The sequence below is a fragment of the Nonomuraea sp. CA-141351 genome (assembly GCF_050944675.1).
Taxonomy (GTDB): Bacteria; Actinomycetota; Actinomycetes; order Streptosporangiales; family Streptosporangiaceae; genus Nonomuraea.
In genome coordinates this window covers 2,791,620-2,804,076 of sequence record NZ_CP191982.1, presented here as the reverse complement: position 1 = coordinate 2,804,076, position 12,457 = coordinate 2,791,620, and the positions used below count along the sequence as shown (strand labels likewise).

At 70.6% G+C, this 12,457-nt stretch carries 9 protein-coding genes; 7 read left to right on the top strand and 2 right to left on the bottom strand.

What is annotated here, in order from left to right; all coding sequences use genetic code 11:
* Nucleotides 1-10: 10 nt before the first annotated feature.
* Nucleotides 11-1,837 (bottom strand): translation elongation factor 4, encoded by a 1,827-nt coding sequence (lepA, locus tag ACQPWU_RS13610; protein ID WP_433439809.1) that lies wholly within the window; start codon nucleotides 1,835-1,837, stop codon nucleotides 11-13.
* Between the two features lie 56 nt (nucleotides 1,838-1,893).
* On the opposite strand from lepA, the gene ACQPWU_RS13605 reads away from it, so the two are divergent.
* The 6 genes from ACQPWU_RS13605 to ACQPWU_RS13580 all read left to right on the top strand — a co-directional run bounded on the left by ACQPWU_RS13605 (nucleotide 1,894) and on the right by ACQPWU_RS13580 (nucleotide 10,657).
* Nucleotides 1,894-2,880, top strand: coding sequence for a hypothetical protein (locus tag ACQPWU_RS13605; protein ID WP_433439807.1), 987 nt, complete (start codon nucleotides 1,894-1,896; stop codon nucleotides 2,878-2,880).
* A 104-nt stretch (nucleotides 2,881-2,984) separates the two neighbouring features.
* Entirely contained in the window at nucleotides 2,985-3,254 is a 270-nt protein-coding gene (gene rpsT, locus ACQPWU_RS13600) for a 30S ribosomal protein S20 (protein WP_358462970.1), read from the top strand.
* Nucleotides 3,255-3,431: 177 nt separating this feature from the next.
* Complete coding sequence (locus ACQPWU_RS13595) at nucleotides 3,432-6,494, top strand: FtsX-like permease family protein (protein WP_433439805.1); 3,063 nt, start codon at nucleotides 3,432-3,434, stop codon at nucleotides 6,492-6,494.
* On the top strand, nucleotides 6,491-9,058 hold the full coding sequence (locus tag ACQPWU_RS13590; RefSeq protein ID WP_433439803.1) for an FtsX-like permease family protein: 2,568 nt from the start codon (nucleotides 6,491-6,493) through the stop codon (nucleotides 9,056-9,058). The genes ACQPWU_RS13595 and ACQPWU_RS13590 overlap by 4 nt, the downstream gene beginning before the upstream one ends.
* Nucleotides 9,055-9,972, top strand: coding sequence for an ABC transporter ATP-binding protein (locus ACQPWU_RS13585; protein ID WP_433439801.1), 918 nt, complete (start codon nucleotides 9,055-9,057; stop codon nucleotides 9,970-9,972). Before ACQPWU_RS13590 ends, ACQPWU_RS13585 begins: the two co-directional genes overlap by 4 nt.
* A complete protein-coding gene (locus ACQPWU_RS13580; protein WP_433439799.1) occupies nucleotides 9,965-10,657 on the top strand; it encodes an ABC transporter ATP-binding protein in 693 nt (230 codons plus the stop codon). The genes ACQPWU_RS13585 and ACQPWU_RS13580 overlap by 8 nt, the downstream gene beginning before the upstream one ends.
* On the opposite strand, the gene ACQPWU_RS13575 is transcribed toward ACQPWU_RS13580, so the two are convergent.
* Nucleotides 10,650-11,858: an MFS transporter gene (locus ACQPWU_RS13575; protein ID WP_433439797.1), complete on the bottom strand. Its 1,209-nt coding sequence runs from the start codon at nucleotides 11,856-11,858 to the stop codon at nucleotides 10,650-10,652. The two genes, ACQPWU_RS13580 and ACQPWU_RS13575, sit on opposite strands and share 8 nt — an antisense overlap.
* Nucleotides 11,859-11,925: 67 nt before the next feature.
* Between ACQPWU_RS13575 and ACQPWU_RS13570 the strand changes: the two genes are divergently transcribed.
* On the top strand, nucleotides 11,926-12,411 hold the full coding sequence (locus ACQPWU_RS13570) for a MarR family winged helix-turn-helix transcriptional regulator (RefSeq protein WP_433439795.1): 486 nt from the start codon (nucleotides 11,926-11,928) through the stop codon (nucleotides 12,409-12,411).
* Nucleotides 12,412-12,457 lie beyond the last annotated feature (46 nt).

Sequence of the window (12,457 nt, the reverse complement as noted above, 5' to 3'; positions counted from 1 at the left end):
GGGTAGGCGGTTACTTCTTCTTGTCGGTGCTGGAGTCGGTGGCGAGCGCGGCGACGAAGGCCTCCTGGGGCACCTCCACGCGCCCGACCATCTTCATCCGCTTCTTGCCTTCCTTCTGCTTCTCCAGCAGCTTGCGCTTACGGGAGATGTCACCGCCGTAGCACTTGGCCAGGACGTCCTTGCGGATGGCGCGGATGTTCTCGCGGGCGATGACCCGGGCCCCGATGGCGGCCTGGATCGGTACCTCGAACTGCTGCCTGGGAATCAGCTCCCGCAGCTTCTTCGCCATGTCGACGCCGTACGTGTAGGCCTTGTCCTTGTGGACGATGGCGCTGAACGCGTCGACCGCCTCACCCTGCAGCAGGATGTCGACCTTGACCAGCTCGGCCTCCTGCTCGCCCGCCGGCTCGTAGTCGAGCGAGGCGTAGCCACGGGTGCGCGACTTGAGCTGGTCGAAGAAGTCGAAGATGATCTCGCCGAGCGGCAGCGTGTAGCGGATCTCGACCCGGTCCTCCGACAGGTAGTCCATGCCGAGCAGCTGCCCGCGCCGCCCCTGGCAGATCTCCATGATCGCCCCGATGAACTCGGACGGCGCCAGGATCGTCGACTTGGTGACCGGCTCGAAGACCTGCGCGATCTTCCCGCCCGTCGGGAACTCCGACGGGTTGGTGACGGTGAGCTCCTTGCCGTCCTCCATGACCACGCGGTAGACCACGTTGGGCGCGGTGGAGATCAGCGACAGGCCGAACTCGCGCTCCAGCCGCTCCCGCACGATCTCCATGTGCAGCAGCCCGAGGAAACCGACCCGGAACCCGAACCCGAGCGCCGCCGACGTCTCCGGCTCGTAGACCAGCGCCGCGTCGTTGAGCTGCAGCTTGTCGAGCGCCTCGCGCAGCTCGGGGTATTCGTCGCCGTCGATCGGATAGAGCCCGGAGAACACCATCGGCTTCGGGTGCTCGTAACCGGCCAGCATGTCGACGGCGGACTTGGCCGCCGAGGTGACGGTGTCACCCACGCGCGACTGGCGCACGTCCTTCACGCCCGTGATGAGGTAGCCCACCTCGCCGACGCCCAGGCCGAGGTCGGCGGGCTTGGGCTCGGGCGAGATGACGCCGATCTCCAGCGTCTCGTGCGTGGCGTCGGTGGACATCATGAGGATGCGCTCGCGCTTGCCCAGGTGGCCGTCCACGACCCGCACATATGTGACGACGCCGCGGTACGTGTCGTACACCGAGTCGAAGATCAGCGCGCGGGCGGCCGCGTCTGCGTTGCCCACCGGGGCCGGAACCGTCTTGACCACGTGGTCGAGCAGCTCGCGCACGCCCTCGCCGGTCTTGCCCGAAACCTTGAGCACGTCGGACGGGTCGCAGCCGATCAGCCCCGCCAGCTCCTCGGCGAACTTCTCCGGCTGCGCCGCGGGCAGGTCGATCTTGTTGAGGACGGGGATGATGTGCAGGTCGGCGTTCATGGCCAGGTAGAGGTTGGCCAGCGTCTGCGCCTCGATGCCCTGGGCCGCGTCGACCAGCAGGATGGCGCCCTCGCACGCCTGCAGTGACCTGGACACCTCGTACGTGAAGTCGACGTGGCCGGGCGTGTCGATCATGTTGAGCACGTGGCCGTCCCACGGCAGCCGCACGGCCTGCGACTTGATCGTGATGCCCCGCTCGCGCTCGATGTCCATCCTGTCGAGGTACTGGGCACGCATGGAGCGGTCGTCGACCACGCCGGTGATCTGCAGCATCCGGTCGGCAAGGGTCGACTTGCCATGGTCGATATGCGCGATGATGCAGAAGTTGCGGATCAACGCGGGGTCGGTCTGGCCAGGCTGAGTGCGCACCGAAGTCCGTTTCGACAGGGTTGAGGTCAAGCAGTCTTTTATGGTGACATGCCCGGGTGATTGCCCGAACCGTCATCCGCCGCGGCCTACGCCTGCTCGCGCTTGCCTTGGCCATCGTGGTGGCGCTGGTCGGCCTCCTCGCCGCCGCGCTCCGGATTCAGTTTACCGGTGCCCCGGCGGCCTGGGCGAAGAGCACGGGCAACGACGCCCTGTGGCTGGGCCACATGTGGGTGGACGGCCGCCGCACGGAGCGTGACGTCGAGCAGTTGGCGGTACGGCTGCGCGCCACAGGCATCAAGGACGTGTACGTACACTCGGGCCCTTTCGACTGGGACGGCACACTAAATCCCGCCAAATACCCCAACGCCGCAAATTTCGTGAAGTGGATGCACGAGCGCCTCCCCACGGTCCACGTCTCCGCCTGGCTGGGCCAGTCCGTCAAGAACGGCCTCGACCTGGACGACCCCAAGTCCCGCGAGAACGTCCTGGCCGGAGTCGCCGCCATCATGAAGCAGGGTTACGACGGCATCCACTACAACTTCGAGCCGATCGGCGACGGCGACACCGAGTTCCTGGAACTCCTGGACAGAACCCGGCAGCACACCAAGCTGCTGTCCACCTCCACCCCGCAGATCGAGCCGTACCCGGGGATGCGCATGACCGCCAGGGCCATCCTGACCCACGACAAGTACTGGTCCGAGGGCTACTTCAAGCAGGTCGCAGACCGCGTGGACCAGGTCGCCATCATGACCTACGACTCGTTCACGCCCTTGCAGTCCCTCTACGGCGGCTACGTGGTCCGCCAGGCCGAACTTGCCCTGCGTCTGGTCCCCGACGGCAAGTTGCTGCTCATCGGCGCCCCCGCTTACCACGACCACGGCATCGAATGGGCCGACGCCGCCGAGAGCGTCGCCATGGCCGCGGAGGGCGCTAGGCTCGCGTTATCGGCACACGGCCGCCGCGAGCGCTTCGGTCTTGCCCTCTACGTGGACTTCGCAGCCACGGAAGAGGACTGGAAGGAGTACATGACGCGCTGGCGTTGATTTGAGCTGCTGCCGGAGTTTGGTATCCTGTTCAACTGCGTGTGGCGCGCCCTCTCTAGCCCGCGCGCCCATCCATCACTTCAGACTTTCACCGAGGCTTCTTCGTGGCGAACATCAAGTCCCAGATCAAGCGCAACAAGCAGAACGAGAAGGCTCGCCTGCGCAACAAGGCGGTCAAGTCGTCCCTGAAGACGGCCGTCCGCAAGTTCCGCGAGGCCGCCGAGCAGGGCGACGTCGAGCAGGCCGCAGCGCTGCAGCGGGTTGCCGCCCGTCAGCTCGACAAGGCCGTCAGCAAGGGCGTCATCCACAAGAACCAGGCCGCCAACCGCAAGTCCGCGATCGCCAAGCAGGCCGCGACACTGGCTGCCAAGTAACGCGCCTGGCGTAGTAACGCCGCATCCCTCCTGGGGTGCGGCGTTTTCGTTTTCCACCACCTTTTGTCACAGTTTCGATATCACACGCCCGTATCGGGTGCGTCACCGTTGCAAAGATCACCTTGCCCCCGATCTTGCATCTGCTCGAAGGTGCACTAAACGGGCGAAGGGGGATGCATGCGGGGGCCGCTGGTCGTCAAGAGGGCGTTCAGTGAGCCGTTGCTCCTCCTGGCCGCGTTCGGCTCCATCCTGCTGGCCACCACCACGCTGGTCGCGCTGACCATGTACGCCTCCTCCATCGCCGACGCAGGTGTCCGGAGGACGATGGAGACGGCCTCGTACCACCAGGTCGCCGCCACCATCAGCGCCCCCGTGACGGCGGAGACGTTCCCGAAGTTCGACCGGTCCGTACGCGCCGAGCTAGGCAAGGCGTACACCAAGCCGCCCGCCGTCACCACCAGCTTCCGCTCGGACTCCTACGTGATGCCGGGCCAGGACGGCCAGGAGCGGCCCGAGCTGCTCAGGTTCGGCAGCTACGACGGCCTCGACCAGCACGCCAGGCTCGTCTCCGGCGCCTGGCCGCGCGCTGCGGGAGACCGGGTGGAGGCCGCGATCTCGCTCTCGGCGGCCTCGGCGGCCGGGCTCAAGGCAGGTCAGGAGTTCACCACGAAGGGCCGCCTGGACCCGCGCCCGGTCAGGGTGCGCATCGTGGGCGTGTTCCAGCTCAATGACCCGTTCGGCGAGCGGTGGGCGGGCGAGCAACTGCTCAGCCGGGGCGTGGAGCGCGGCGACTTCACCACGTACGGGCCGCTGATGGTGACGCGTGAGACGTTCGTCGCGCGCTTCGCCACGAACGTCAACGCCACCTGGACCGCGGTGCCCGACCTGCGCACGCTGACGCCCGCCCAGCTCCGCCCGCTGGCCGGCGCGATCGACCAGGTGGGCGCGCGGCTGAAGGCGGACGGCTGCGGCAGTTGCGTGGCCGCCAGCCGGTTGCCCGAGATGCTGACCCAGCTCGACACCGCATCCCTGGTGGCACGCTCTACGATGCTGATCCCGGTGCTGCAGCTGCTGCTGCTGGCCGCGTACGCGCTGATGCTCACCGCGCGGCTGCTCGCCGACCACCGGCGCATGGAGGTGGCGCTGCTGCGCTCCCGCGGCGCGGGTACGGTGCGGCTGGCGGCGCTGGCGGGCGGCGAGGCGCTCCTGGTGGCGCTGCCGTGCGCGGTCGCCGCGCCGTTCCTGGGGCCGCCGCTGCTCGCGCTGGTCAACCAGTTGCCGTGGATCAAGGCCTCAGGAGTACGGCTGGCGCCCTCCCCTGACCTGGGCACGTTCCTCGTGTCGTTCGGCGTGGCCCTGGCGGCTGCCGTGCTGCTGGTCCTGCCGGCGCTGGCGGGCACGCGGCGCACGTACGTCGAGGAGCAGTCGGCACGCGGCCGGAGCGGCGGGCGCGGGCTGATCGAGCGGGCGGGCGCGGACCTGGCGCTGCTGGTGGTGGCGGGGCTGGCGATCTGGCAGCTCCAGCACTACGGCGCGCCCGTCACCGCGACGGCCGCCGGAGCGCTCGGCATCGACCCGCTGATCATCTCCGGGCCCGCGCTGGCCCTGCTCGCGGGCGGCATGCTGGGGCTGCGGCTGGTGCCGCGCATCTCGAAGCTGGCCGAGCGGCTGACCTCCAGGCGGCCCACGCTCGCCCCGGCGCTGGGGGCCTGGCAGGTGAGCAGGCGGCCGCTCAAGTACGCGGGCCCCGCCCTGCTGCTGACCATGGCCATCGCGATCGGCATCGTGTCCATGGCCACCGCGGCCACCTGGCGGGCCTCGCAGCTCGACCAGGCCCGCCATCAGGCCGGGGCCGACCTGCGGCTGTCGGGGCCGCCGGACGGGCCGGAGCTGGGTGCGCTCGGGCGCGGGACGGCGTTCACGGCGCTGCCGGGCGTCACGGCGTACTCGCCGGGCTTCCGCGGCCAGACCGAGGTGAGCGGCGAGAGCGCGCTGCTGCTCGGCGTGGACGCGACCAAGCTCGGCACGCTGTTCCACCTGCGTCCTGACCTGTCTTCGCAGCCGGTGGGCGAGATGTCACGCGCGCTGGTGGGAGAACAGGCGGGCAAGCTGGACATTCCAGGTCAGCCGTCCACGATCACCCTCCGGGCCGGGGTGGACGCGGACCTGGCGGTGCGGCTGGTGCTCTCCGACGCGCTGGGCGTGTGGCGTGACCTGTCGCTCGGCGTGCTGCGGAAGGGCGAGAACCGGATCGACCTCGACCTCCGGCCGCTGGCCGGGCACACCGGGAAGATCACGTACCCGCTGTCGCTGCGCGGCCTCGTCGCGACCTCACCGCAGGGCACCGCGAACCTGACCCTGACCGGTCTCAGCGCCGACGGCCGCGCGCTGACGGCCCCTCCGCTGTCCATGAAGGTGACGCGGAGTGCGGTCGCCGCCTTCGCGCCGATGCCTCGGCCGGGGCCGCTGCCCGTGGTGCTCACCGCCGATCTGGCCGCCTCGCTCAAGCTGGCCGCCGGGCAGGCCGGGCCGGCCAGCATCGATCGCAGGGTGCTCCAGATCAAGGTGGTGGCCGTCGTGGACAGCATGCCGACGACCACCGCGGGGCAGAAGGCCGTACTCGCGGACTGGGGGACGCTGCAGGCGTACGAACTGGCCGCAGGGCAGTTGCCGAGGCCCGCCACCGAATGGTGGCTCGCCGCGGACGACACCGCGCCCGCGGTCAAGGCGCTCAAGGCCCGGCCCGAGTGGGACGTGACCGCGCTCGACCAGCGGCAGCTGGCGGCCGAGCTGCAGGACGACCCCCTGGCCAGCGGGCTGCAGGGGGCGCTGATGCTCGGGTTCGTGGCGGCGCTGGTGTTCGCGGCGCTCGGGTTCGTGGTGAACGCGGCCGTCGCGGCGCGGGAGCGCATGGGCGAGTTCGTGATCCTGCGGGCTCTCGGGGTGAGCTCGAGGCAGGTGTTCGGGCTGCTGGCGATCGAGCAGGCGTTCGTCATCGGGCTGTCGCTGGCCGCGGGCACCGGGCTCGCCGTGGTCGTCGGCGTGCTGGTGGTGCCGCACATCGTGCTGACCGGGCAGGCCGCGGCGGTCACGCCGGGCGTGGTGCTCGACATCCCGTGGAGCGCCACCGCGGGGATGCTGGTGCTGGTGGCAGCCGTGCTGTTCGCCATCGTGGCCGGGCTGGCCCGAAACCTGCGCGGGCGACGTGGACAGGGTGGGCAACTCGTGGAGGAACGGTGAGGATCGCCCTGCTCGCCCGCGTGCACCTGGGCACGCTGGCCGTGCTCTTCGTGCTGGCGCTGAGCGCCTGCCTGCTGGTGGCGGGCCTGCCCAGGGCGACGCAGGCGTCGTTCGACGAGGCGCTGCGCCGCTCGCTGGGCGCCGCCCCCGCGTGGCAGGCCGACCTGACGGTGAGTGTGGAGTCGCGCTCGCCGGAGGAGGACCTGCACGAACGCGGCCAGTTCGACCTCCGCGACCGCCGCTGGCGTGAGATCCTGCCGGAGGCGCTGCGGCCGCTGGTGACCGCCGCGGGTCACATGAGCGCCAAGACCACCCTCACGCCCGTCACCGGGACCGGCGGCCAGACGTTCATCAATCTGGGCTGGCTCTCGGACGCGGACCAGCGCGTGGACTGGGTCCAGGGGCGGGCGCCCGGCAGGCCCTCGACCATGCGGTACGAGGGCGCCACGATCCCGGTGTTCGAGGTGGGCGTCGTGGCGGACGCCCTGCGCGAGATGGACCTCCGGGTGGGCCAGACGAAGATGCTCGGCGAGAACGACTACGTCGCCGTGAAGATCGTCGGCGCCTTCAAGGCCAGGAACCCCGGAGATCGTTACTGGAGCCACAACCTCGACATCCTGCAGGTCACCAAGATCCAGCCGCCGGGTGCGCTGGACTTCGAGAAGCACATCACGACCCTCATCTCCGACGAGGGGCTGACCGCGCTCAGCGGCGAGGGGCGCAACCTGTCCTACAACTGGATCCTGCCGGTCGACGCCCGAGGGGCGAGCGCGCTGGCCGCGCCCGACGTCGACGCGGCGGTCACCGAGTTCGCGCGGGTGGTAGCGCTGCAGTCCACGGGCAGCCCGTACCACGTGGACACCGGGCTGCACAAGCTGCTCGGCGACTTCCTCGCCGCGCTGGCCACCGCGCAGACCGTGATGTACCTGGGGCTCGGCGGGCTGCTGGCGGTGGCGCTCGGCGTGATCGCGCTGACCGTGCTGCTGCTGACCGACCGCCTCGATCACACCCTGACCTTGGCCCGGGCGCGCGGCGGGTCGCTGCGGCAGGTGGCCTGTGCCGCGGCTGCGGTGGCCGGGGCCGCGGTGGTGCCCGCCGGTCTGGCCGGATATGGATTGTCCTACCTTGTGCCTGGCCCTGTGCTGCCGATCGTGCACCTGGGGCCGGCCGTCGTGGTCCTGGTGGCCGTCGGGTTCGCCGCCGCCCAGGTGGCCCGCACGCACCGGACCCCGTTGCACGAGCGCCGCGACGACGTGGCCGCCACCCGGGTATCGGCCCGGCGGGTCACGCTCGAGGTGCTGGTCGTGGCGCTCGCGCTGACAGGGGCGTACCTGCTGCGGGCCCGCGGGCTGAGGGGAGGCGATCCGTTCCTGCTCCTGGTGCCGGTCGGCCTGACGCTGGCCGCCGCGTTGATCACCTTGCGCTGCTACCCGTACCCCTTGCGGCTGTTCGTACGGCTGGCCGCGCGCGGGCGGGCGGCCGTGCCGTTCCTGGGCCTGACCAGGGCGGCCCGGGCACGCTCCGCCAGCGTGCTGCCGGTGCTGATCCTGCTGCCCGCGCTGGGCGTGTCGGTGTTCGCGGCGGTGATCTCCGACGGGATCGCGAGCACGCAGCGGCTCGCGTCCTGGCAGCAGGTGGGCGCACCGATCAAGCTGACGTCGGACATCGAGATCCCCGCCGCCACGATCTCGCGGGTGCGCGAGCTGGCCGGGGTGGAGCAGGTGGTGATCGCGCAGAGGGGGCGGGTACAGGTCGGTTACAGCGCGGAGCGGGCGGAGGCCATCGCGGTCGACGTGGCGCAGTGGCGCCGCATCCTGGACGGCTCTCCCGTGAGCCTGCCCGCTCTGTCCGATGGAGCGCTGGTCTCTCCCGAACTGCGGGGGCGGGGAACGTTCGAGATCGGCTGGCAGTCGCGGGTCAAGCTCGCGACCCGGGGCGTGATCGACTCGGTGCCCGGTTTCTACACCAAGGGGAAGTTCATCGTCGTGCCCCTGGGCGTGCTGACCCGGCCTGCCGTGAACACCTTGCTGATCAAGGGGGACGTGTCTCTCGATTCGCTGACGCGGCTGGTCCCGTCGGCGACCGTGGAGTCGCAGGAGCGGGCGTTGAGCGCCATCCGGGACGATCCGCTCACCCGTGCCGTGCGCTGGGCGCTGATCGTGGTGACGGTGGCACTGGGCTCGTACGCGCTGGTCGCGGTCGTGTTGTCCCTGGTCATCGGCGCCGCTGAGCGGGCGCGGGCGGTGTCGTTCCTGCGTACGCTCGGACTGTCGGACCGTCAGGCGCAGCGGCTGACCGTGCTGGAGATCCTGCCCATGATCCTCGTCACCGCCCTGGTGGGGCTCGGCCTGGGCCTCTTCTTGCCGTTCGCGCTCGGGCCCGCCGTGGACCTGTCGTCGTACGCCGGTGACCTGCCCGTCGGCGACTACTCGCTCGATCTGCTCACACCTCTTGCGCTGGCGGCCGGGCTCGCCGCCGTCGCCGTGCTCGGCGCGTACGCGCACACCGCCATCAGCCGCCGTCGCAACCTCGGCGCCGTCCTGCGAGTGGGGGACCTCACATGAACCCGACCCTGTCCGAGCTGGAAGCCAGGGCCACCCGGGAGAAGGCCGCGTTCGGCGGCGACGCGCACATCGTGTGCGACAACCTGGTGCGCATCTACAAGACCGAGGGCGTCGAGGTCGTCGCCCTGCAGGGGCTCGACCTGGTGATCGACAAGGGCGAGCTGGTGGCCATCGTCGGCGCGTCGGGGTCGGGCAAGTCGACGCTGCTCAACGTGCTGTCCGGGCTGGACGTGCCGACGGCCGGGGTGGCGAGGGTGGCGGGGACGGACCTGCTGTCGATGAACGCTCGCGACCGGCTGCGGTACCGGCGGTCCGTGGTGGGCTTCATCTGGCAGCAGACCGCGCGGAACCTGCTGCCGTACCTCTCCGCTCGTGAGAACGTCGAGCTGCCGATGAAGCTGGCCGGGCGGCGCGGGGGGCGGGCTCTCGAGCTGCTGGAGCTGCTCGGGGTCGGCTACTGCGCCAACCGCAAGATTCCCGAAATGTCGGGCGGCGAGCAGCAGCGGGTGGCCATCGCCGTCGCGCTCGCCAACTCCCCGCAGCTCATCCTGGCCGACGAGCCCACCGGCGAGCTGGACAGCGAGACGTCGGAGCAGGTCTTCGACGCGCTCCGGAAGGCCAACAGGGAGCTGGGGGTGACCGTGGTCGTCGTGACGCACGACCCGCTGGTGGCGGAGCAGGTGGACCGTACGGTGGGCATTCGCGACGGGCGTACCAGCAGCGAGACGTTGCGGCGCGAGGGCGCCGAGGGGGAGATCATCGCCGAGGAGTACGCGGTGCTGGACCGGGTGGGGCGGCTGCAGCTGCCGCGCGACTTCATGAGCGCCCTCCAGATGGAGCGGCGAGTCCGCCTCGAGCTCGAATCCGACCACATCGGCGTGTGGCCCGCACGGGAGGAGTCCTCTGATGACTGATTCGCCCCTGGTCGTGGTGGAAGGGCTGCGCAAGGTCTACCGGAGCGGGCCCAAGGAGGTCGTGGCGCTGCGGGACGTGTCCTTCTCGGTGTTTCCCGGGGAGCTCGTCGCCGTGCGCGGGCGGTCCGGGTCCGGGAAGACGACCCTGCTCAACCAGATCGGCGGCCTGGACAGACCGGACGCCGGGCGGGTGGTGGTCGACGGGCACGAGGTCACCGCCATGTCCGAGGACGCCCTGCTGGCCTTGCGGCGGGACGTGGTGGGGTTCGTGTTCCAGTCGTTCGGGCTGATCCCGGTGCTGTCGGCGGCGGAGAACGTGGGGGTGCCGATGCGGCTGCTGCGGATGCCGGTGGAGGAGCGGGAGGCTCGCATCCGTCTGCTGCTGGCTCTGGTGGGGTTGGAGCAGCACGTCAACCAGCGGCCGTACGAACTGTCCGGGGGGCAGCGCCAGCGCGTGGCCATCGCGCGGTCGCTGGCGAACCGGCCCCGGCTTCTCGTCGCCGACGAGCCCACAGGGCAGCTGGACTCGCAGACCGGGCGGCAGATCATGGAGCTGCTGCGGGCGGTCGTACGGAGTGAGGGGGTCACGGCCCTGGTGGCCACCCATGATCCCAGCCTGATGACGCTGGCCGACCGGGTGCTGGAGATCAGCGACGGCGTCGTACGGGAGGCGGCGCTCACCTGACGCCGCCGCTGCGCGATCTCCTGACCTCCCACCGCTCGGTCTCTCGGGAACGTGCCGACGGGAGGATCGCGGCGAGATTCGCGGCGGCGACCAGCACGCCTCCGGTCAGGGCCAGCGCCGTCACCCCGGTGACGCCGGCCAGCGGCGCCGCCACCGCCAGCCCGAACGGCCGCGACGCGAACGAGATGAGCTGGTCGAACGACCGCACCCGCCCCAGCGCGTTCTCCGGGATCTCATTGGCCACCACCGTCTCCCACAGCGGGCTGAGCAGCCCCAGCCCGAACATCGCCACGAAGTACACGCCCGCCGTCACCGCGGCCGGCGCGGTCACGGCCAGGGCCACCATGGGCAGCAGGTAGCACGCGGCGCCGGCCTGCACCACCACCAGCGGCCTGCGTATGGGCAGCCGAGGAGCGGCGAACACGCCCAGGACCAAGCCGACCGTGCCGCTCTGCACGATCAACGTCCAGCTCACCTCGCCCCCGAGCTCCCGCACGGCCGTCACCGGGCCGAGCGTCAGGAACAACCCGGCCATGAAGTGCCACACGCCGTGCCCGAGAGTGCAGACCAGGAACCATCGACGTGCCCTGACCTCCCGCCACCCCTCGGCCACGTCCCTGCGGAAAGAGGAGATCGCTTTGACATGAGGCGCAGAGGGCGTGCGGATCCCACCGAGGGTCAGCGCCGAGCAGGCGAACAGCGCCGCCGTGAGCGCGGCCGCCCAGCCGGGACCGGCGGCCAGCGTGACCGTCCCTGCCAGCGCCGGAGCGACGACCGCGGACAGGCTCGTCGCCACGCCGATACGGGCGTTCATCCGCAACCTGTCCTGGCCCGGCACCACCGCGACCACCAGCCTCGGCACGGCCGGGCTGCCGAACGCGATGGCGATCCCCGCCACGGCTGACAGCAGCGCCAGATCGAGGAGGCGGTTCACACCGAGCAGCAGCTCGGCGGCGATGGCGGCCTGCGACAGGCACCGGGTCAGGTCGGCGAGCAGCGCGACCCGTTCGGGCCGGATCCGGTCGGCCAGCACCCCGCCCACGGGAAGGAACAGCAGGAGCGGAACCATCTCGCTCGCCAGCACGATGCCCAGCGCCCCTCCGTCCCCGGTCGCCCGCAGGACCGCCAGGGTCAAGGTGGTGGGGATGAGCGCGGTGGCGAGCGCGGACAGGCATCGCCCGATCAGGAGTCGTGTGGTCACGAGTGTCCAAGGTATTTCGCTGGCGAATGTTTCGTCAACAAAATACTCGCTGCCGTATGATCCGGGCATGGAGGACTCGGTCGATCGCCACCTGGCCCGCTGGCGCGGCAAGGCCCCGTTCGACGAGCGGGTGGAGGCGGTCGTGACGCGGCTGCAGGTCCTCGTGAAGCACCTGGCCCACACCAAGGAGGCGGCGCTGAGGGAGGTGGGGATGCAGGACTTCGAGTTCGAGACGTTGCACCGGCTGGTGGCGCGCGACGGCTCGGCGACGCCGTCCGAGCTGGCCACCGACCTCCTGCTGTCCCCGGCCGGGATGACGGGCCGGCTGGACACGCTGGAGCGGTCAGGGCTGGTACGGCGAGTGCGCAGCACGGAGGACCGCCGGCGGGTGGACGTCGAGCTCACCCCCAAGGGCCACGACCTCTGGATGGACGCGATGACGATCCGGGCGGAGGTGGAAGCCGAGATGGTGAACGCCCTCCCGCCCGCAGACCAGGCCATCCTGGACGGCCTGCTCAAGCAACTCCTGGTGAAGACGGAAACCAGCCACTGACCCCAGCGGCGCCGCGCCGGTAATCCGATTGCGTGGCCCGGCCCAC